Source organism: Devosia sp. ZW T5_3 (assembly GCF_044987315.1).
GTDB lineage: Bacteria > Pseudomonadota > Alphaproteobacteria > Rhizobiales > Devosiaceae > Devosia.
In genome coordinates this window covers 26,435-45,663 of record NZ_JBJDRE010000022.1, presented here as the reverse complement: position 1 = coordinate 45,663, position 19,229 = coordinate 26,435, and the positions used below count along the sequence as shown (strand labels likewise).

At 62.9% G+C, this 19,229-nt stretch carries 22 protein-coding genes and 1 tRNA gene; 8 read left to right on the top strand and 15 right to left on the bottom strand.

Annotated elements, in window-relative coordinates; translation table 11 throughout:
* The first annotated feature begins 48 nt into the window (after positions 1-48).
* From ACI3KW_RS21255 to ACI3KW_RS21245, 3 genes are read left to right on the top strand one after another with little or no spacing between them, the layout of a single operon-like run.
* Positions 49-402 (top strand): YciI family protein, encoded by a 354-nt coding sequence (locus ACI3KW_RS21255; protein WP_262166431.1) that lies wholly within the window; start codon positions 49-51, stop codon positions 400-402.
* 9 nt (positions 403-411) lie between these two features.
* Positions 412-756 (top strand): YciI family protein, encoded by a 345-nt coding sequence (locus ACI3KW_RS21250; RefSeq protein WP_404849743.1) that lies wholly within the window; start codon positions 412-414, stop codon positions 754-756.
* Positions 753-1,997 carry an RNA polymerase sigma factor gene (locus ACI3KW_RS21245; RefSeq protein ID WP_404849742.1) on the top strand — a complete coding sequence of 415 codons (1,245 nt, stop codon included), beginning with the start codon at positions 753-755 and terminating at the stop codon, positions 1,995-1,997. The genes ACI3KW_RS21250 and ACI3KW_RS21245 overlap by 4 nt, the downstream gene beginning before the upstream one ends.
* On the opposite strand, the gene ACI3KW_RS21240 is transcribed toward ACI3KW_RS21245, so the two are convergent.
* Entirely contained in the window at positions 1,994-2,278 is a 285-nt protein-coding gene (locus ACI3KW_RS21240) for a BrnA antitoxin family protein (protein WP_162740425.1), read from the bottom strand. The genes ACI3KW_RS21245 and ACI3KW_RS21240 overlap by 4 nt on opposite strands.
* Complete coding sequence (locus tag ACI3KW_RS21235) at positions 2,268-2,525, bottom strand: BrnT family toxin (protein WP_113123299.1); 258 nt, start codon at positions 2,523-2,525, stop codon at positions 2,268-2,270. Before ACI3KW_RS21235 ends, ACI3KW_RS21240 begins: the two co-directional genes overlap by 11 nt.
* A 176-nt stretch (positions 2,526-2,701) precedes the next feature.
* Here ACI3KW_RS21235 and ACI3KW_RS21230 point away from each other — a divergent pair, with 176 nt between their 5' ends.
* The 4 genes from ACI3KW_RS21230 to ACI3KW_RS21215 all read left to right on the top strand — a co-directional run bounded on the left by ACI3KW_RS21230 (position 2,702) and on the right by ACI3KW_RS21215 (position 6,521).
* Complete coding sequence (locus ACI3KW_RS21230) at positions 2,702-3,334, top strand: 50S ribosomal protein L25/general stress protein Ctc (RefSeq protein WP_404849741.1); 633 nt, start codon at positions 2,702-2,704, stop codon at positions 3,332-3,334.
* A 71-nt stretch (positions 3,335-3,405) separates the two neighbouring features.
* On the top strand, positions 3,406-4,104 hold the full coding sequence (gene pth, locus ACI3KW_RS21225; protein WP_404849740.1) for an aminoacyl-tRNA hydrolase: 699 nt from the start codon (positions 3,406-3,408) through the stop codon (positions 4,102-4,104).
* A 126-nt stretch (positions 4,105-4,230) separates the two neighbouring features.
* Positions 4,231-5,040: a thermonuclease family protein gene (locus tag ACI3KW_RS21220; RefSeq protein WP_404849739.1), complete on the top strand. Its 810-nt coding sequence runs from the start codon at positions 4,231-4,233 to the stop codon at positions 5,038-5,040.
* A complete protein-coding gene (locus ACI3KW_RS21215) occupies positions 5,037-6,521 on the top strand; it encodes a M48 family metalloprotease (RefSeq protein ID WP_162740423.1) in 1,485 nt (494 codons plus the stop codon). The genes ACI3KW_RS21220 and ACI3KW_RS21215 overlap by 4 nt, the downstream gene beginning before the upstream one ends.
* Positions 6,522-6,850: 329 nt before the next feature.
* On the opposite strand, the gene ACI3KW_RS21210 is transcribed toward ACI3KW_RS21215, so the two are convergent.
* From ACI3KW_RS21210 to ACI3KW_RS21190, 5 genes are all read right to left on the bottom strand, one after another.
* A complete protein-coding gene (locus ACI3KW_RS21210; protein ID WP_404849738.1) occupies positions 6,851-7,048 on the bottom strand; it encodes a Flp family type IVb pilin in 198 nt (65 codons plus the stop codon).
* 20 nt (positions 7,049-7,068) lie between these two features.
* Positions 7,069-7,473, bottom strand: a complete 405-nt coding sequence (gene mutT / locus ACI3KW_RS21205; RefSeq protein WP_404849737.1) for an 8-oxo-dGTP diphosphatase MutT — start codon at positions 7,471-7,473, stop codon at positions 7,069-7,071.
* Positions 7,470-8,216, bottom strand: coding sequence for a GNAT family N-acetyltransferase (locus tag ACI3KW_RS21200; protein ID WP_404849736.1), 747 nt, complete (start codon positions 8,214-8,216; stop codon positions 7,470-7,472). The genes mutT and ACI3KW_RS21200 overlap by 4 nt, the downstream gene beginning before the upstream one ends.
* A gap of 1 nt (position 8,217) precedes the next feature.
* Positions 8,218-9,450: a bifunctional glutamate N-acetyltransferase/amino-acid acetyltransferase ArgJ gene (gene argJ / locus ACI3KW_RS21195; protein WP_404849735.1), complete on the bottom strand. Its 1,233-nt coding sequence runs from the start codon at positions 9,448-9,450 to the stop codon at positions 8,218-8,220.
* A gap of 100 nt (positions 9,451-9,550) precedes the next feature.
* Positions 9,551-9,919 (bottom strand): hypothetical protein, encoded by a 369-nt coding sequence (locus ACI3KW_RS21190; RefSeq protein ID WP_404849734.1) that lies wholly within the window; start codon positions 9,917-9,919, stop codon positions 9,551-9,553.
* 161 nt (positions 9,920-10,080) lie between these two features.
* Here ACI3KW_RS21190 and ACI3KW_RS21185 point away from each other — a divergent pair.
* Positions 10,081-10,157, top strand: a tRNA-Arg gene (locus tag ACI3KW_RS21185).
* Positions 10,158-10,160: 3 nt separating this feature from the next.
* Here ACI3KW_RS21185 and ACI3KW_RS21180 read toward each other — a convergent pair.
* From ACI3KW_RS21180 to ACI3KW_RS21145, 8 genes are all read right to left on the bottom strand, one after another.
* Positions 10,161-10,868, bottom strand: coding sequence for a GntR family transcriptional regulator (locus tag ACI3KW_RS21180; RefSeq protein ID WP_404849733.1), 708 nt, complete (start codon positions 10,866-10,868; stop codon positions 10,161-10,163).
* Positions 10,869-10,925: 57 nt separating this feature from the next.
* Complete coding sequence (locus ACI3KW_RS21175; protein ID WP_404849732.1) at positions 10,926-11,999, bottom strand: Gfo/Idh/MocA family protein; 1,074 nt, start codon at positions 11,997-11,999, stop codon at positions 10,926-10,928.
* Positions 12,000-12,055: 56 nt separating this feature from the next.
* Positions 12,056-13,342, bottom strand: coding sequence for an ABC transporter substrate-binding protein (locus ACI3KW_RS21170; protein WP_404849731.1), 1,287 nt, complete (start codon positions 13,340-13,342; stop codon positions 12,056-12,058).
* 253 nt (positions 13,343-13,595) lie between these two features.
* Complete coding sequence (locus ACI3KW_RS21165; RefSeq protein ID WP_113123287.1) at positions 13,596-14,711, bottom strand: TRAP transporter substrate-binding protein; 1,116 nt, start codon at positions 14,709-14,711, stop codon at positions 13,596-13,598.
* A gap of 29 nt (positions 14,712-14,740) precedes the next feature.
* Positions 14,741-16,369 carry a TRAP transporter large permease subunit gene (locus ACI3KW_RS21160; protein ID WP_113123286.1) on the bottom strand — a complete coding sequence of 543 codons (1,629 nt, stop codon included), beginning with the start codon at positions 16,367-16,369 and terminating at the stop codon, positions 14,741-14,743.
* A 15-nt stretch (positions 16,370-16,384) separates the two neighbouring features.
* The gene (locus ACI3KW_RS21155; RefSeq protein ID WP_262166417.1) at positions 16,385-16,933 is read right to left on the bottom strand and encodes a TRAP transporter small permease subunit; all 549 of its coding nucleotides are present in this window, start codon (positions 16,931-16,933) and stop codon (positions 16,385-16,387) included.
* A 139-nt stretch (positions 16,934-17,072) separates the two neighbouring features.
* The gene (locus ACI3KW_RS21150) at positions 17,073-17,702 is read right to left on the bottom strand and encodes a response regulator (RefSeq protein WP_404849730.1); all 630 of its coding nucleotides are present in this window, start codon (positions 17,700-17,702) and stop codon (positions 17,073-17,075) included.
* On the bottom strand, positions 17,699-19,072 hold the full coding sequence (locus ACI3KW_RS21145; protein WP_404849729.1) for a cache domain-containing protein: 1,374 nt from the start codon (positions 19,070-19,072) through the stop codon (positions 17,699-17,701). The genes ACI3KW_RS21150 and ACI3KW_RS21145 overlap by 4 nt, the downstream gene beginning before the upstream one ends.
* Between the last annotated feature and the right edge of the window lie 157 nt (positions 19,073-19,229).

Here is a 19,229-nt window from a genome sequence, read left to right as displayed (position 1 = left end):
ACATAGTTGCATCGGGGCGCCGCTCCGATCCAACCCATGGAGACGAAAATGAAGTTCATGCTGCTGATCCACGCCGACGAACAAGCCGTCGCAGCCGCCGCTCCGGCCACTCCCGGCCAGATGAGCCCCGAATATGCCGCCTATAACGAAGCCCTGATCAAGGCCGGCGCCATGTTGGCCGGCGATCGGCTGCGTCCCACCACAACGGCCGCCAGCGTGCGCATCCGCAACGGCAAGACCGAAGTGCTCGATGGCCCCTATGCCGAGACCAAGGAACAGCTTGGTGGCTATTACCTGATCGAAGCCGCCGACATGGACGCCGCCATGGATTGGGCAGGCCGCTGCCCCGCCGCCCAGCGGGGCACAGTCGAAGTGCGCCCCGTCTGGCCGACCCAGGGCTAAGGAAAAGCTATGCGTTACATACTCCTCATCCACCACGACGACGAAGCCCTCGCCAAGGCACCACCCTCGCTCTGGGGCGAATATGCCGCCTTCCGCGAGGCGCTGCTCAAGGCCGGGGCCGGCACGCCCGGCGAACGCCTGGGCGCCAGCACGGAAGGCAAGAGCATCACGCGCCGCTCCGGTGCGCCGGAAATCCTCGACGGCCCCTATGTCGACACCAAGGAGCAGTTTGCCGGCTATGTGCTGCTCGACGTGCCCGATCTCGATGCCGCCATCGCCTGGGCGGCCCGCTGCCCCAGCGCCCAATATGGCACCGTCGAAGTGCGGCCCATCTGGCCGGCCCGCGAACCGTGAGTGAGCTAGGCAACGAGGCGCGCCGGGCCGCCGAGCGCGTGGCGCGCGACAGCTATGGCCGCCTCGTCGCCTTTCTCGCTGCCCGCACCCGCGATGTCGCGGGCGCCGAGGATGCGCTGGCGGAAGCCTTTGCCAGCGCCCTCAAATCCTGGCCGGACGACGGCGTGCCGGACAATCCCGACGCCTGGCTGCTGACCGTGGCCCGCCGCCGCCAGACCGACGCCGTCCGCCGCCGCTACACCCGTACCGCCGGGGAGGTTCATATCCAGCTCATGGCCGAAGAACTCGAAGACGCCGCCGCCCATCCCGATGCCATCCCCGACCGGCGCCTCGCGCTGATGTTCGCCTGCGCCCATCCCGCCATCGAAGCCGGCATGCGCGCGCCGATGATCCTGCAAACCATTCTGGGCCTCACCGCCATCGACATCGCTACAGCTTTTCTCATTCCGCCCGCCACGATGGGCCAGCGCCTGGTGCGCGCCAAAACCCGCATCAAGGACGCCGGAATTCCCTTCGCCATTCCCGAGCGCGAAGACCTGCCCGGCCGGCTCGATGCCGTACTCGAAGCCATCTATGCCGCCTATGCCAAGGGCTGGACCGAAATCGGCGACGCCGCCGCCGACCGCCTCGCCGACGAAGCCATCTGGCTGGGCCGGCTGGTCGTATCGCTCCTGCCCGATGAGCCCGAAGCCAAGGGCATGCTCGCCTTGATGCTCTATGCCGAAGCCCGCCGCCCGGCGCGCCGCGATGCCAACGGTCTCTATGTGCCGCTCGAACAGCAGGACATTGCTTTGTGGGATGAACCGCAAATCATGGCCGCCGAAGCCCTGCTCCGCGCCGCCAATCGCGCCGGTCCCACCGGCCGCTACCAGATCGAAGCCGCCATCCAATCCGCCCACATCGCCCGCCGCGTCACCGGCCGGGCCAATTGGCCCACCATTGTCACGCTCTACGATGTGTTGCTGCAATTGACCGACTCGCCCGTCGTCATCCTCAACCGCGCCGCCGCCCTTGCCGAACGCGACGGTCCCGAAGCCGCGCTAGCCAGCCTCGACACCATCGCCGATGACAAGCGCATGGCCGATTACCAGCCCTATTGGGCCGCCCGCGGCCACTTTGCCGCCCGCGCCGGCCGCAAGGACCAGGCCCACGAGGCCCTCACCCTGGCTATCGGCCTCTCAACCGACGAAGCCGTACGCCAATACCTGACCGGCCAGCGTATGGCATTGCAGGATGGCTAGGCCTTCTTGCGCTGGCGCACCACCGATGCGAGTTCCTCATTGAGTCGCGTCTGCCAACCAGGACCGTCGGCCTTGAAGAAATCAATGATCTCATTGTCGAGCCGCAGGGTCACCTGCTGCTTGCCATTGCCGCTTGGCGGGCGCCCCGGCTTGCCGGGCAATGGAAGGCCAAGCTCGGCAAAAACCTCTCGCGCCGGTCGAAGGCGCTTGATCTCCTCTTCCGTCAAAGGAGCGGTCTCAAAATCGATCAGATACGGATCTGGCTTGTGCTTAGATGCCATATTTCCTGGCCTCCTTGTCGTGCACACGTCGCACACTGATAATCCGGGTCTCGTCTCCGCGAACCGTAAAGGCGATACAGAGCCGCAGCGCATTGGCCCACCCAAAGGCCCTGTATCTTATCTCTCCATAGTCTTTTCGATCGTCTCGCTCGACGATCGCAGCAGACCAATCAAACTCATTCGCAATCTCGAACCCGAAACCACGCATGACGCGGTTCCGCTCCGACTTCTCCTCGTCCCATTCCAAGCGTGCCCCCTTGCTTGCCTGAATAATGTAGTTACATAATTCGTCATCTGCAAGCCGTGCTTGCCCCTGATGCCCCTTTGAGCTATAGCCCGCCCCATGAAGCGCTCGTCACCCCTGGAGGACGGGCGCGTATGTCGTTGTAGTGGCGGCATACACCAACCAGAATGGATATTTCCATGGCTGAGACTAGAGTGCTCAAGGCACAGGCGCGTGAGGGAGTGGGCAAGGGGGCCGCTCGTGAGCTGCGTCGTCAGGGACTCGTTCCCGCTGTTATCTACGGTGACAAGAAACCCCCCGTCACCATCTCCATCGCCTACAAGGATGCGATGAAGTCCATCTACGCCGGTGGCTTCCTCAGCCACGTCCTCGAGCTGGACGTCGATGGCACCAAGCATTCGGTGATCCCGCGCGATTACCAGCTTGATCCGGTCAAGGACTTTGCCCTGCACGTGGATTTTCTGCGCGTCGGCAAGGGCTCCAAGCTCAACGTCCAGGTGCATGTCAACTTCATCAATGAAGAAGCCAGCCCGGGCCTGAAGCGCGGTGGTACGCTCAATATCGTGCACCACACGCTCGACCTGACCGTCGATGCCTCCAATATCCCTGAAGAAGTCACTGTCGATCTGACGGGCCTGGATATCGGCGATAGCATCCACATCTCCAACGTCAAGCTGCCGGCCGGTGCTACCGACCACAGCCACGAAGAAGACGTGACGATCGCGACCATCGTTGCCCCGTCGGCTCTCAAGTCGTCTGAAGGCGGCGAGACCGAGGCTACTGAAGGCGAGGGCGAAGCAAAAGCCGAGTAATCGCCCTTTTGTCTTTGCGCTAGACTATTGGGGCGGCCTTCGGGTCGCCTCATCCATTTTCGGAGCTTTCGATGAAGCTGCTCGTGGGCCTGGGCAATCCAGGCAACCAATATGCCGGCAACCGGCACAATATTGGCTTCATGGCCATTGATGCCGTGGCGCGCGCGCACAATGCCGGCCCCTGGAAGACCAAGCATTCCGCTTTGCTGTCCGAAGCCACGATCGATGGCGAAAAGGTCATGCTGCTCAAGCCACAGACCTTCATGAACCGCTCCGGCGATAGCGTGCAGCAGGTCGCCCAGTTCTATAAGATCGCGCCCGTCGATATCATCGTGCTCTATGACGAACTCGACCTCGCCCCCGGCAAGGTGCGGGTCAAGGTTGGCGGCGGCAATGGCGGGCATAATGGTCTGCGCTCCATCGATCCCCAGATCGGACTCGACTACAAGCGCATCCGCCTCGGCATCGGTCATCCCGGCAAGGAATTCGTCACCCACCATGTGCTGGGCGATTTCGCCAAGGCCGACCAGGCCTGGCTCGATCCCCTGCTCGACGGCATCGCCAAGCATATCGGGCTCGTGCTCAAGGGCGATGACAATGGCTTCATGAACAAGCTGGCGCTGGCCACCGCCGCCGAACCGGCCCCGGCCAAGGCGCCGCCCAAAGCCCAAAGCCATATCCGCCAGGCACGTCCGGCCAAACCGCAGGTCGCCCTCCCAGAAACCGGCCCCATGGCCGCCATGCTCAAAAAACTGTTCAAGGGCGAATAGAACCGGCCCTATGCCGGTGTCACAACTGCGCGACCTTTCGGCCACACCGCCGCTAAAGTTATCAAGCGGTAATGATTTTTTGGCCTATTTAGGTGCATGGTGAACGAAATCCTGCCGGGGTCCGATTTGCTTAAGACTAGTCTTGCCAGCCTCGCCGCCATAGCGGCGCTGTCGTCTGTTTCGGCGGCGGTACTTGCATGCGAGGATTTGCGCATGGTGCCCGGCGGCATCGTCACCCAGGTTACCGATGGCGACACGGTCGTGCTCGACAATGGCATGGTCGTGCGCATGATCGGCACCCAAGCCCCCAAATTGCCGCTCGGACGCGATGGATTCGAGACCTGGCCGCTGGCACCCGAGGCTAAAGCCGCGCTCGAAGCCATCGCCCTCAACAAGCCCGTACGTCTCGGCTATGGCGGAGAAGAAGTCGATCGCTACGAGCGAGCGCTTGCCCATGTCTTCGTCGATGGCCCCGATGGCGAGATCTGGGCGCAGCAATATATGGTCTCCCAGGGCTTGGCCCGCGTCTATTCCTTCCCTGATAACCGAAAATGCCTTGATCTGCTGTTCGCGGCCGAAGGGCGTGCGCGTTTAGCCGGGCTTGGCATCTGGGCCGATCCCTATTACAGCACTCGTGCGGCGGATCGGCCTTCTGACCTTTTGGATCGGCAGGGCCATTACGAACTTGTCGAGGGACGTGTCCTGCTTGCCGATCAATCCGGCGGGCGGGTCTATCTGAACTTTGGCCGGTTCTGGAAAGAAGATTTCACCGCAGTGATCGAAGCGTCTGCGCTCAAGCTTTTTGCCGCAGACGGCATTGATCCATCAGCCCTAGAAGGGGCGCTAGTTCGCATCAGAGGCTGGGTGGACGATCGGGATGGCCCACGCATCGAGATTACTCATCCCGAACAGATCGAGGTTCTGGCAGCACGATGACGCGCACCAAGCACATCATCAACAAGGGTTTGCGCAATGGCTTGCTGGCGGTATCGCTGCTGGCCCTGTCGGCCTGCACCAGCTTTACCGGCTCCCAGATTGCGGTCAGCCAGACCGGTGACATGCCGGCGCCTACCGTGGTTCCCGAGGGCACCGATCCCGAAGACGTGGTCATCGGCCGCCGCGAGCATCCCCGCATCATCGCCGCCTATGGCGGAGTCTATTCCGATCGCGCCGCCGAAATCATGGTCGCCCGCATTGTCGGGCGCCTGCTGGCCGCTGCCGACCAGCCCAATGCTCAGTTCCAGGTCACGATTCTCGACACCTCCGAAGTCAACGCCTTCGCGCTGCCTGGCGGCTATATCTATGTGACGCGCGGCATCCTGGCGCTCGCGTCCGATACCAGCGAATTGGCGGCCGTACTGGCGCACGAAATCGCCCACGTCACCCTGCGCCACGCCCGCGCCCGCACCGATCGCACTCGCACCACCGCCATCGTCGATCGCGTCATCACCGGCGTTTTGGGCGGGGATACTTCGACCGACGCCACTGCCAACCGCACGCGCCAGTCCATGGCCGCTTTTGGCCAGCAGCAGGAACTCGAAGCCGACCACGAAGGCATCAAATTCGCCGGCAAGGCGGGCTACGATCCGCAGGCCGCTGCGCGTTTCCTGGGCGTGATGAGCCGCTTCGCCACCTTCTCGGCTGGCCAGAACGGCAATAATGCCGGCTTCCTGTCCTCGCACCCCTCGACGCCCGCCCGCATCCAGAAGGCGCTGGAAACCGCCCGCACCATGTTCGGCCAGGCCCAGGTCGGGGAGACCGACCGCACCGGCTATCTCGATTCCATTACCGGCCTCACCTTTGGCGACAGCCCCGCCCAGGGCTCGATCGTCGGCCGCAAATTCATCCATTCGGCCAGCAAGTTCACCTTCACCGTGCCCGATGGCTATACGCTGCAGAATTCGCAAAGCGCCGTGGTCGGCGTGGCGGGCGATGGCGAGGCCGTGCGTTTCGACAGCGCCGATGTGCAGGCCAATATCGGCCTTGCCGACTACCTCAAATCGGGTTGGATTGCCGGCCTCAAGACCGACAGCGTCACCACCAGGACCGTCAACGGCATCGAGATGGCCTCGGGCGTCGCCCAGACCGACCAATGGTTCTTCCGCGTCTCGGTCATGCGGCTCGATGGTCAGGTCTATCGCTTCATCTTCGCCGCCAAGGCCGACAGCGCCCGCTTCTCGGCCGGTGCCGAAGCGACGTTGACCAGCTTCCGCCGCACCGATAGCAGCGACCTCAACGCCATCCGCAAGGTCGCCATCCGCATTGTCACCGCCAAGGCCGGCGACACCGCCGATAGCCTGGCCCGCCAAATGGCCGGCCTCAGCCGCGGCGCGGAACTGTTCTATATCATCAACGATCTCTACCCGGGCGATCCCGTCCAGCCCGGCCAGAAATACAAGGTCGTCGTGCTGCAATAGGGCCTGAGGCTCGGGACTTTCCCTCAAGCCCATCCCCCACCACGATGTCATCCCCGCGAAAGCGGGGACCTCTGTTTTGGTGGGCGAGTTGAAACGGAGGTTCCCGCTTTCGCGGAATGACCTTGTGAAGGTTGGAGCCGCTCGCACAATTCCCTCAACTCATCGTCATCACCCGGCTAGTCCGGGTGATCCATCTCTCAGCATCCGCGGCAGCAATGGATTGCCCGGACAAGCCGGGCAATGACGATGGAACTTGACTTAGGGAATGCGGCAGCATGGATTCCGGCCTGCGCCGGAATGTCCCGCGGTTGTTGAATGCTGATTGGCTCTCAAGGAATGCTGTTGGCGGCCTCGCCGATAATGGCTGCCGCGCCACCCGCGCCGACACCGAACAAGGCGGTCAGGCTGTCGCCCAGCAGGGCGAAGGAGACCAGGAGCGCAACGGCAATAAGCCCGGCGAGCAGGCCGTATTCAATCGCCGTGGCGCCGGTCTCGTCCCGGAGAAAATGCAACAACGTCTTCGTCATGCCTGCCCCCGAACACCTGGCTACAACAGATCGCAGAGCGCCGCGATCAGTGGTTCGTCGGCCGGCGGCATCGGGTAGTCACGCAGGGCTTGGGGCCGCACCCATTTGAGGGCGGAATGTTCCTTGGCCTGTGGCTGTCCCTGCCATTTCCGGCAGACGTAAAGTGGCATTAACAGGTGAAAAGTCTCGTAAGAATGACTGGCGAAAGATATCGGTGCCAGGCACGCCGTCTTGGTCAGCACGCCCAGCTCTTCCTCCAGCTCACGGATCAGCGCCGCCTCGGGGCTCTCCCCCGGCTCCACCTTGCCGCCGGGAAACTCCCACAGCCCCGCCATGGACTTGCCTTCTGGCCGCTGTGCAATCAGCACACGCCGATCGGCGTCCACCAGGGCGCAGGCGACGACGAGAAGAATGTGGCCGCTCATGACGCGCCCGGGATGCGATAGGTGTAATCGTACTGGTACATATAGCCGAGCGACCCATAGAGCGCCTTGGCGGCCGGATTGTCCGCCTGCACATTGAGCGCCGCGACCGTCGCGCTGGCCTCTTTCGCCCAGGCCAGCCCGGTGCGCATCATCGCCGCTGCCAGCCCCTGCCGTCGCCGCGTCGTGTCGGTGATCACATTGCCGGTGACGACAATGGCCTCGCCTATCGCCATCAGCCCGCTGGCGACCGCCTGCCCATCGCGATAGACCACCACGCCCGTTGCCGGCACGGCCATGACCGCCAGCAGCGCCCGCAGGCGGGCTACATTCTCATCGCTATAGCTGCGCAATTCCTGCTGCGCCGCTAGGAATGCCGGATCAAGCAGCTCAAACAGCCGCCCCTCCGGGTCAGGCTCGTGCTCGCCTAGCGGCATGGCATAGAGATGGCTGTGGTCGACCGTCGCCCAGCCGCGGGCATCAAGGGCAGCATTGAGCGCCCCACTCGCCAGCGGCGTCGTACGAACGACCACCGGCAATTCGCGCGCCGCAAACCACGCCTGCGCTGCGTCCAGCCGCGCCTCGACATTGTCGCCATCGCTCACATCGAAACACTGCAGCGAATTGGCCCGTTTGGTATAGCCGCCAGCGGCACGGCGCACCCAGGCGCCGTCCCATTCAACTTCGATCCCCGGCCAGGCTGCAAGTCCCGCCCGCTCGAAGGTGGCAATATCGGGCAAGGACATATCAGCTCCGATAATCGCCATTGATGGTGATATAGCCATGCGTCAGGTCACAGGTATAAACGCTCGCCTTGCCTTCCCCCAGCCCCAGGCTGACGGTCAGTTCCAGGTCCTCGCCCTTCATATAGGCGCTGGTCGCCGCTTCGTCGTAAACTGCCGCCCGCTCACCATCCTTGGCCACCAGCAAATCGCCAAAGCGAATGGCCAGCTTGTCGCGATCGGCCGGCTCCCCCGCCTTGCCCACGGCCATCACCACGCGCCCCCAATTGGCGTCTTCGCCGGCAATGGCGGTCTTGACCAATGGAGAGTCGGCAATCGACTTGGCAATGCGGAACGCGCTCTGGTCGGAGGTCGCGCCCTCGACATGGATCGACACCTGCTTGGTCGCCCCTTCCCCGTCACGCACCACCTGGATGGCGAGGTCGAACAACACATCGGCCAAAGCCGCGCCAAAGGTCTCGGCGCGCGGGTCATCGAGGCTGGCAATCGCCTCCACCCCGGCCTTGCCGGTCGCAAAGGCCAGCAGTGTATCGGAGGTGGACGTGTCGCTATCCACCGTGATGGCGTTGAAACTGGTCTGCACATGCCGCGCCAGCAGCGCCTGCAAGACGGGCGCCGCAATCGGCATATCGGTGACCACGAAGCTGAGCATGGTCGCCATGTCAGGCGCGATCATGCCGCTGCCCTTGGCAATGCCGTTGATTTTGACCTCGACCCCGTCGATCTCGAAAATCGCGCCCGAGAGCTTGGGAAAGGTATCGGTCGTCATGATCGCCTTGGCGGGCTCCATCCACGACCCGGCGCCCACCCGCGCCGCCATGTCGTCCAGCACGCCGGCAAATTTGGAGGCATCCAGCGGCTCCCCAATCACCCCCGTCGAGGCTAGGAAAACTTCGGACGGTGCACAGCCCAGCGCCTTGGCGGCATAATCGGCCGTCAGTTCGACGCTCTTTTGCCCCTTGGTGCCGGTAAAGGCATTGGCATTGCCCGAATTGACCACCAGGCCCCGCGCCACCCCGCCGGGCAAATTTGCCTTGCACCAATCCACTGCCGCCGACGAACATTTCGAGCGCGTCAGCACGCCGGCCGCCGTTGTGCCCTCGTCAAACGCCATCAGCAGCACATCGGTGCGGTTCTTGTACTTGATCCCGGCCTCCGCCGTCGCGAAACGCACCCCCGCAATCGCGGGCAGGTCCGGATAGGATTTGGGAGCGAGCGGGGAAACGGGATGGGCCATCTGGGCTGTCCTCTTGGGGGCAAAAGCTGCCTCCGGGTTTGCCCCAAACGCGAGACGTCCGCAAGACGGGTTGCGGACGTTTGCGCATCATGCCCCAAAGCTAGGCGATGGGCGCGAACTGAATGCCGCAATTCTTGACGCGGTTGACCTGCTCGATCGCCTGCATTTCGCCCTTGAACCGCGCCACCTCGGCCGCGGCTGCGCCATCGCCTTTCATGAAGAAGGCAGCAGGCCAGAACAATATGATGGCTACGCCCGTCATGGCCGCATCCTGGCTGCGATTCTTCGATTGCTGCCCGAAGGCCGCGGCGGCCCGGGCGGAGACATTTTCCGCTTCCGCCCGCAATTGGCTACAGCTCAGGTTTTGGTAGAGCCCCGTCGAAACATAGGCCGGTGCAATATCCTTCGGCGGCGTGGCGCAGCCGGCAAGCATCGCCGCGACAGCGGCGACAGGTAGAACGAATTTCATGTAATTACCCCCAGATAGTACTGGAGGTAACAGAGCGAGTTCACCGATGGCAGTCGGACTAATACCAACGGAACGGGACGAATTCTCGTCACCAAGAGCTCCGCTCAATCCAGCAAGCCAACCTTGAAAAACCTAAGCCCTACTGGTATTTCGGTCTGGCTGGCCCCGTAGCTCAGCAGGATAGAGCACAGGATTCCTAATCCTGGGGTCGTGGGTTCGAATCCCGCCGGGGTCACCAGTTTCAGTCTTCCGCCGCCGCGCCGGCCCTTTCGGTAAACACCAGCCCGAGATAATGCTCGCCTGAGCGCACAACGTGGTCGCGCATGGCGCGCTCGGCGGCTTCCACTTGGCCTGCGGCGATGGTTTCGGCGATGAGCTTGTGTTCGGCCAGCGCGCGGGCGCGTTCGTCTGGGTCCGAATGGATGATGCGGCGCGTGCCTTCATCATAAAAGCGCTGCCGCTCGATGAGCCGGGCCAGATAAAGGCATTGCGAAGCAATATGGATCTGTTCGTGGAACACGCCGTTGAGCTCGATCAGCCTTCCGGCATCGCCTGCGGCGCTGGCCTCGGCCATGGACGCAATCGTCGCATGCAGCGCGGCGCCGCCTGCCTTGTCGATCCGCCGCGCCGCCAGGTGCGCGATCATCGATTCGAGCGCGGCTCGCGCCAGGATCATTTCCTCCGCCCAAGTCCGGCTATAGAGCACGACGATCCCCCGCCGCGGCAGCGTCGAGATCAGCCCTTCGGTCTCCAATTGCCGCAGCGCTTCTTTGAGCGGGGTGGTGCTGACGCCCAGCTCCTCGGCCAATTGCCGCTCATTGAGCTTTTCCTGCGGCGCAAACCGCCCGGACAGAATAGCCATGCGCAGCGCCTTGTGCACATGATCGCGCAGCGTCAGGCTGAGCTTTGGATCAAGCCGTTCCAGCCGCGCCGCACCGTGATCCTGCATGACAATCTCTCCGCACCAAGCTTGGGTATAGCAAGTTTCCGCTGGCCTGGCAGGCCCCTATGCCGCCGGCGCCCAGCCGCTATATTTGGGATGGTCCGCGTCCAGCGGCAGCGCAATATCGGTCCCGGTTTCCGACGAATGATAGATCGCCGTTACCAGCTCGAGCGCCTGCCGTGCATCCGCCGTCGTTACCGGCAGCGGCGCACCGGTGGTGATCGCCTGGTGGAACAGCCGCAATTGGGTGGTGTGACGCGAGGGCACGAATTGCCAATCGGCCAGCACGGCATCGATCCGCGCGCCAATCTCCGGCGTTTTGGCAATGATCTGCCAATCCGCCTCACCCGGCCGATAGGGCGCATGATCGCTTTCAAGGGTCAGGTTTTCGAACGCCAGACGAATGCGCGTCAACTGGTCGGCCGAGCCTAACGTCGCCGTCAGCGACACCAGCGCGCCATTTTGCATGCGCAGCGAGGCCGACAGGCAATCCTCAACCTCAATGTCGTTGACCCTCGTATCGACCCGCCCGAACACCCGATCCACCGGCCCCATCAGATAGGTCATCATGTCATGCGGGTGGATAGCATGGGCCATCAGCACCCCGCCCAGCTCCGTCTTCCATTTGCCGCGCCACGGCACCGCATAATAGTCCGGCCCGCGCCGCCAGAAGGTTTCCACCGTTCCCGCATAGGCTTTGCCCGCGAGGCCAGCATCGATCACCGCCTTGGCCTTGGCCACCCCATTGCCATAGCGATATTGAAACACCGGCATCAGCCGGCCTGTCGAACGGGCCTCCGCCGCCATGATCACATCGATCTCGGCCAGCGAGCCGACCAGCGGCTTCTCGCACACCACATGCTTGCCCGCGGCCAGCGCCGCCAGACTCTGTTCCAGATGCAGGCCCGGCGGCGTGCAGATATCGATGACATCGATCCCCGGCATAGCCAGCAGCGCTTCAAACGAAGTCGTGCGCCCCGCAATGCCGAACTCGTCGCCCACCGCCGCCAGCCGTTCCTCGTTGAGATCACACAGCGCGACCACCTCGAACAATTCGGCATTGGGCACATAGCCCTCCACCAAATGGGTACGCCCCGCGCCGCATCCCACGATCCCGACCCTAAGCTTGGCTGTCATATCAAATTCCAATTGCTTGATGTGCCCAGCCTCAAGCCGGGCACACCAGAAGGCTTTTAGCCGCGCGCGACTGCTTGCGCCATGCCGGCAACCAGGTCGGCGGCGCCCTGTTCGCTCGATTTGGCTTCGAACGCCACTTCTTCGGCCACACTCATCAGCACGGTCGTGCCCTCGCCCGCCCCTTGCGGCGGCGCTGGCGGCAACGCGCCGATCACCGAAGCGATATTGTCCAGATAGGTCAGTGCTTCCTGCGAAGCTTCATCCAGCGATGGTAGGATGGCCTGGCGCGTTTCCGGCGCCTCGGGCGCACCGCGCTCGACGCCCAGGATTTGCATGGATTCTGGATTGTTGATGAAGAAGTCGAGGAACTTGCCCGCCAGTTCGGGGTCCTTGGTCTGCGAGCTCAGGCTGAAATACATCGAGGGCTTGAGATATTGCCCCGGCTGGCCGCCTTCGATCACCGGAATGCTGGTCACGCCCAGCCGATCGGTATTGGCCTTCTGGTAGCTCACCAACTGGTTGGACTGCGCAATGCCTGTGGCCGCCTTGCCAACGGTAACGACGCTGGTATCCACATTGCCCTGCGACAGCGCCTGCACATCGGCCGGCACGCAGGCGCCCGCCTTGCGCATTTCGCTCCACAGATCGAACCAGGCCTTGGCGTCGGTCTCATCAAACCCCAGGCTGCCATCGGCCGTATACGACGCCTTGCCGCGCTGGCGCAGATAGGTCTCGAACGAGGTTTCGTGCCCGCTGGCATCCTGTGTGCCGAAAAAGCCCGTGCGCGTGGTCTTGCTGGTAAATTGGGTGCACAGATCGGCAAACTGCTCCCAGGTGGTGCCGATCGTCGGCGGCTCGATACCAGCTTCTTCCCAGGCAGTCAGGTTCAGGATCACCGCCCCGGTATTAGCGCCCAGGCTAATGCCATAGACCTTGCCATCCACCCGGCCGACGTCAATCCGCTCTTCCGGCCAATTGGAGAGATCAATCGTCGAGGCCAGCAGATCATCGAGCGGCAGCAGCACGCCGCGCCCGGCATATTCAAAGATATAGCGGTAATCCATCTGGATCACGTCGGGCGGATTGCCGCCAGCAGTCTGGGTGGCCAGCCACGTCCAGTAATCGCCGCCGCCCGGCAGGGTCTGGCCCTCGATTTCGACGCCCGCATTGGCGGCCTTGAACAGATCGATGATCTTGTTGGTCCGCTCCGCCCGTTCGGCATTGCCCCACCAGCTCAGCCGCAAGCGGCTCTCCTGGGCAAAAGCCGCACCCCCGCCGATCAGCCCAGCCAGCGTCAGCGCCGAACTCGCCGCTAGAAAATTCCGTCTCGTCAATTCAGGCATTCGAGGCTCCTCCCTCAATACGTGAAATTGAAATCTGATATATCAAATTTGCGAGACGGGTCAAGGCTAGTATGGAAGATCAGAACGGCGAACACGGCCCGCGTACGAACGCGGACGCCCTCGCCAGCCATCAATTTCGAGATCTCAGGAGAAGGACTGCGCCGCAGAGGTGCGGTCATCATTCATGGCCCGCTGCGCGCTGGCCAGCGCTGGAAAAAGGCGCGGCGGACCTCAGCCCGCCGCGCCGTCGCAATTATTGCCCGGCAGCCTGGGCCGAGTACATGTAGCTGTCATAGGTATATTCGGCGACGCGGAACCACTCGAAGCTCTCGTCGCGGAATTTCTTCCAGCTCGGATAGATCGCCGCCCATTGCGGATTGTTGGCCGTATATTCCTCGTACAGCTCGAACGTCGCCTTGTAGGCAGCGTCCAGCACATCGCGCGGCAGCGGCCGCAGCTGCACGCCCTTGCCCACCAGCGAGCGGATCGCGGCGGTGTTCTTGACGTCGTACAGCGCCTGCATGTTGATATTGGCCGCCTTGCAGGCAGTGTCGAGCGCCACCTTGTAGGTCTCGGGCAGCGCTTCGTACTGCGCCTTGTTGATGTAGAAGTGGATGGTCAGCCCGCCTTCCCAATAGGCCGGATAATAGTAGTAGGGCGCGATCTGGTAGAAGCCCAGGCGCTCGTCATCATAGGGCCCGACCCATTCGGCCGCGTCGATCGTGCCGCGTTCCAGCGCCGGGTAGATGTCACCGCCCGGCAGTTGCTGGGGCACCACGCCCAGGCGCGACATCACTTCGCCAGCCACGCCCGCGATACGCATCTTGATGCCGGAGAGATCGGCCAGGCTATTGATTTCCTTGCGGAACCAGCCCCCCATCTGTGCCCCAGTCGCGCCGCCCGGAATGCCGACAACGCCGTATTCCTCAAGGAAGGTATTGTAGAGCTCGTTCCCGCCGCCATGATAGAGCCAGGCATTCTGCTGGCGCGCATTGAGGCCGAACGGAATGGTCGAGCCGATGGCAAAGGTCGGGTTCTTGCCGGTGAAATAATAGCCGCAGGTATGGGCGATTTCCACCGTATTGGCCTGCACCGCGTCGATGGCCTGGGCACCCGGCACCAATTCGCCGGCCTGGAACACCTGGATCTGGAACTTGCCGTCGGTGATCTTGGAGAGAGCCTCCGCCATCACCACGGCGCCGCCATAGATGGTGTCGAGATTATTCGGAAAACCCGACGTCAGGCGCCAGCGCAGCGTCGGCAATTCCTGGGCAATCGCGGGGGTGGCCAGCACCGTGCCAGCAGCGGCGGCGACGCCGGCTGCAGCGCCCTTGCCCAAAAAGTTACGTCGATTGAGATCAGCAGTCACGTTCAGTCCTCCTCAGGTGTTTTAGATCGTCACGGAGCCGGAGCCGCCGGAGCGGGCTCGGCGCCAAAACTGGGTGCGGCCGGAGCCGCGTCTGGCGCGGGCGCGCCAAAGCTGGGGGCTGCGGGCGCAGCCGGAGCGGCAGGTGCCCCAAAGCTAGGTGCCGGAGCCCCAAAGCTTGGCGCAGCCGGGCCACCGAATGGCGCCGCTGGCGTGCCGAACGGGTTTTCCCCACCCGCGCCGGGCATTGGCACATTGAGCCGGATGCTGGCCGGATCGACCGCGGCAGCGCTCGATTTGTAGTGCGTCACCAATTGCGGGAAGAACATCACCAGCAGCACCATGACCAGCTGGATGCCCAGGAATGGCAGCGCCCCCATATAGATTTGTCCCGATGTCACCGGCTGGATCGTCGCGCCGGTCACCCGGTCCTTGTAGGCCCGCGATGGCGCTACCGATCTGAGATAGAACAGCGAGAACCCGAAGGGCGGATGCATGAACGAGGTTTGCATATTGATCGCCAGCATCACGCCGAACCAGATCAGGTCGATCCCCAGTGCCTCGGCCACCGGCGCCAGCAGCGGGATGATGATGAAGGCCAATTCGAAATAATCGAGGAAGAAGGCGAGGAAGAAGACCAAAAGGTTGGCGATGATCAGGAAGCCGATCACCCCGCCCGGGATCGAGGTCATCAGGTGCTCGACCCAGACATGGCCGTTGACGCCATAGAAGGTCAGCGAGAAGACGCGCGCGCCGAGCAGGATGAAGATCACGAAGCATGACAGCTTGGCCGTCGAATAGAGCGCCGACTTGACCATGGGCAGGTCCAGCTTGCGGTTGAGCATGGCCAAGACCAGCGCACCCACCGCCCCCATCGCGCCACCTTCAGTGGGCGTGGCAAAGCCGATGAAGATCGTGCCGAGCACGAGGAATATCAGCACCAGCGGCGGCACCAGCGAGGTGATCACCCGCGCCAGCAGTTTCCAGCCACGCAGCGTACGCGCCTCCGGCGGCAGCGCCGGCACGCTCTTGGGATAGATCATCGACATGACGATGATATAGGCGGCATAAGCGGCCACCAGCAGCAGCCCGGGCACCAGCGCGCCCTTGTACATATCGCCCACCGAGCGACCCAATTGGTCGGCCAGGATGATCAGCACCAGGCTGGGCGGAATGATCTGCGCCAATGTACCCGACGCTGCGATCGTCCCGGCCGCGACCTTGCGGTCATAGCCATAGCGCATCATGATCGGCAGCGAGATCAGGCCCATCGAAATCACCGACGCCGCCACCACGCCCGTGGTTGCCGCCAGGATCGCGCCTACGAAGATCACCGCGAAAGCCAAGCCCCCGCGCACCGGCCCGAATAGCTGCCCGATGGTATCGAGCAGGTCCTCCGCCATGCCGCTCCGTTCGAGGATCAACCCCATGAAGGTGAAGAACGGAATGGCCAGCAATGTCTCGTTGGACATCTGCCCGAAGATGCGGTCGGGAATGGCGCCGAACAGGTTGATCGGCAGCAGCCCCATTTCGATGCCGACAAAACCGAAGGCAAAGCCGACAAAGGCCAGCGCGAACGCCACCGGATAGCCGAGCAACAGCACGACGATCAGCGACAGGAACATGATGGGCGCGAGATTTTCCGCGAAGAAGGCAAACATTATGAAATTCCCGGCCTAGAGTGCTGCAGCTTCGGCATCGGCAACCGATACCGGATCGGGAATTTGCCCGCGCAGAACGGCGATGCGCTTGATCAGCTCGGACACGCCCTGCAGGAACAGCAGGCCGAACCCGGCTGGGATCAGCGCCCAGACCGGCCACAAGACCAGCCCGCCGGTATTGTTGGAGATTTCACCGCTGGCGAACTTGGCCGCCACTATGGGCCAGGACAGGTAGATGGTGATCAGGCAGAACGGGAACAGGAAGAAGATCGTCCCCAGGATGTCCACCCAGAGCTGCGCCTTGCGCGGCAATTGCCCATAGAGCAGGTCGACCTTGACGTGCTCGCTATTGAGCAGGGTATAGCCCGCCGCAATCAGAAACACGGCCGAGAACAGATACCACTGTGCCTCTAGCCAGGCATTGGAGCTGAGATTGAACAGCTTGCGCGTCGTCGCATTGACCGCGCTGATCAGCACCGCCGCCAGCAACAGCCACGACACGGCCTTCCCGATAACAGTATTGATCGCGTCGATCGCGCGCGACAACGCCAACAAACCAGCCATGGAGTCCTCCCGAGGGTTCCGCACGTTGGCGGACGGCCATTTGGGAGCCAGTGCTAGAACGCGTCACCCCGCCGGACAATATAGCCATGTGGCCCAAATGCGGGAGCATACCCAGTACTGGGTACGAAGGCTCCTGCGCCTAGACCAACCCATTCTCGATGGCATACCGCGTCAATCCCGCCGTAGAAGTGACGCCGAGTTTCTTCTTGATCTTCTTGCGGTGCGTTTCAACCGTTGCCGCCGAGATCGACAGCGCCTCGGCCACCTGCTTGTTGCTCTGCCCCGCCGCGATCAGCAGCAGCACCGAATATTCCCGCGCCGTCAGCGGCTGGGCCGCCTCGCTGGCCCGGCGCTCCAGCAACACATCCGACACGCCCGAGGAGAAATAAGTGCCCCCAGCCGCCACCGTCTCGATCGCCTCCACGATTTCCTCGGTCGACACATCCTTGAGTACATAACCCGAGGCGCCATGCATCACCGAGGTCGAGATATATTCCCGGCTATCATGCATCGAGAGCATCAGCACCCGCGTTTCCGGCACCTGTTCGCGGAACAGCTCCAGCGCCTCGATGCCGTTCACATGGGGCATGTTGATATCCATCAACGCCACCTGCGGCCGTGTCGCCCGGGCGATTTCGAGCCCCGCCAGCGCCAGCCCCGCTACCCCCACCACATCGATATGCTCGAAGGTTTCAAGGATCGCCTTGAGCCCGTCCAGCACCAGCGGATGATTGTCGACCAGCAGCACCTTGATCGGTTTCTCGCTCATGCCACTTCGCTCAGCTCCGCCTGCGGCAGGCTGGCCGATTTGGGCAGGCTGGCCTGCAGCCGCGTGCCGCTCGGCGAAGTCTGGATCAGCAGCAGCCCGCCGAAATGGGCCATCCGTTCCTGCATATTGCGCAGCCCCAGCCCGCCCATGCCGCTCTGCCCGGCAAAGCCCTTGCCGTCATCCTCGATGATCATCTGCACCCGCCCCTTGGGGCTGAGCACGGTGATCGACACGCTATTGGCGCCGGCATGCCGCTCGACATTGTTGAGCGCTTCCTGCGCCACCCGATACAGCGCCGTGCTCGCCTCGGCCTTGGGCCGCACCTTGAACCCGCTATATTCCAGCTGCGTCGCAATCCCCGTCCGCTCGGAAAAATTGTGGCACAGCGCTTCGAGCGCCGAACTCAGCCCCAGATCGTCCAGCACGCGCGGCCGCAGATCATGCGACAGGCGCCGCACTTCCTTGATCGCCCCGTTCAGCGCCTCGGCCCCCCGCTCGATGGCGCCGATCGCGTCGGCACTGTCATTGCTGGCCTTACGCCGCGCCAGGTCGATCGCATAGCGCACCCCGATCAGGTTCTGCGAAATCCCGTCATGCAGCTCCCGCGCCAGCCGCGAACGCTCCTCTTCCTGCGTATCCACGATGCGCTGCGTCAATTGCTTGAGCTTGCTGTCCGCCATGCGCCGCTCGCGCGCATTGAGCAGCATGCAGGTGGCAAAAACGATCAACACCGCCGGCACGGCAATCAGCGCGACGATGAAGAATGTCTGCCCGATACTGGCCCGCAATTCGGCCTTGGCCGCAGCGGTCTGGGCGAACACATCGTCGAGATACACCCCCGTCCCCAGCATCCAGCGCCATTTATCCAGCCCCACCGCGAACGATAGTTTGTCCGCCATCGCCCCGGCCGAGGGCTTTTCCCATTTATACTGGTGCAGCCCACCCCCCTCCTTGGCCCGCTGGATCAGGTTGGCGATCACATGGTCGCCGTCCGGGTCCACCAGATCGAGCCAATTCTGCCCCGGCCGATAGGTCTGGCGCGGATGCACGACATTGTTGCCGTCATAATCGTAGACGAAGAAATACCCGTCCTGCCCATAATCGAGCGTGGTCAGAATGGCGCGCACCTGCTCCTTGGCTGCTTCATCATCGGGTCCTGCCGCCTGGTAGATATCGTCGATCGCCGAAATCGCCAGATTGGTGAGGTTCAGCAGTTCGGTCTGCTTGGCCTCCAGCAGATTGCTTTCGAACGTATCGATACTGGTCTGGGCCAGCCGCGTGGACTGCCAGGTGATCAAAAGGGTAATCGCCGATATCGCCACGATCAGCGGAATGATCGCCAGCGCCAGAATTTGATATCGCAGGTTCACCGCCGTCTCCCCTTTGCGTCGGTCAGGCTGCTGGTTTTGCGGCCAAACCGGCTTGGCCGCAAGGGCGTCGTTTTGTCCTGATTCACCCCGCGTTAAGGCAATGGCAGTGCAATAGTGCCAGACAGCACCATCATTTGGCCATCAGCGGCAGCTTAAT

Bases quoted from the DNA above. Each gene is read 5' to 3' on its own strand.
- ACI3KW_RS21255 (WP_262166431.1), top strand. From the start codon at position 49: ATGAAGTTCATGCTGCTGATCCACGCCGACGAACAAGCCGTCGCAGCC.
- ACI3KW_RS21250 (WP_404849743.1), top strand. From the start codon at position 412: ATGCGTTACATACTCCTCATCCACCACGACGACGAAGCCCTCGCCAAG.
- ACI3KW_RS21240 (WP_162740425.1), bottom strand. From the start codon at position 2,278: ATGGCATCTAAGCACAAGCCAGATCCGTATCTGATCGATTTTGAGACC.
- ACI3KW_RS21230 (WP_404849741.1), top strand. From the start codon at position 2,702: ATGGCTGAGACTAGAGTGCTCAAGGCACAGGCGCGTGAGGGAGTGGGC.
- pth (WP_404849740.1), top strand. From the start codon at position 3,406: ATGAAGCTGCTCGTGGGCCTGGGCAATCCAGGCAACCAATATGCCGGC.
- ACI3KW_RS21215 (WP_162740423.1), top strand. From the start codon at position 5,037: ATGACGCGCACCAAGCACATCATCAACAAGGGTTTGCGCAATGGCTTG.
- ACI3KW_RS21210 (WP_404849738.1), bottom strand. From the start codon at position 7,048: ATGACGAAGACGTTGTTGCATTTTCTCCGGGACGAGACCGGCGCCACG.
- mutT (WP_404849737.1), bottom strand. From the start codon at position 7,473: ATGAGCGGCCACATTCTTCTCGTCGTCGCCTGCGCCCTGGTGGACGCC.
- ACI3KW_RS21200 (WP_404849736.1), bottom strand. From the start codon at position 8,216: ATGTCCTTGCCCGATATTGCCACCTTCGAGCGGGCGGGACTTGCAGCC.
- argJ (WP_404849735.1), bottom strand. From the start codon at position 9,450: ATGGCCCATCCCGTTTCCCCGCTCGCTCCCAAATCCTATCCGGACCTG.
- ACI3KW_RS21190 (WP_404849734.1), bottom strand. From the start codon at position 9,919: ATGAAATTCGTTCTACCTGTCGCCGCTGTCGCGGCGATGCTTGCCGGC.
- ACI3KW_RS21180 (WP_404849733.1), bottom strand. From the start codon at position 10,868: ATGCAGGATCACGGTGCGGCGCGGCTGGAACGGCTTGATCCAAAGCTC.
- ACI3KW_RS21175 (WP_404849732.1), bottom strand. From the start codon at position 11,999: ATGACAGCCAAGCTTAGGGTCGGGATCGTGGGATGCGGCGCGGGGCGT.
- ACI3KW_RS21170 (WP_404849731.1), bottom strand. From the start codon at position 13,342: ATGCCTGAATTGACGAGACGGAATTTTCTAGCGGCGAGTTCGGCGCTG.
- ACI3KW_RS21160 (WP_113123286.1), bottom strand. From the start codon at position 16,369: ATGTTTGCCTTCTTCGCGGAAAATCTCGCGCCCATCATGTTCCTGTCG.
- ACI3KW_RS21155 (WP_262166417.1), bottom strand. From the start codon at position 16,933: ATGGCTGGTTTGTTGGCGTTGTCGCGCGCGATCGACGCGATCAATACT.
- ACI3KW_RS21150 (WP_404849730.1), bottom strand. From the start codon at position 17,702: ATGAGCGAGAAACCGATCAAGGTGCTGCTGGTCGACAATCATCCGCTG.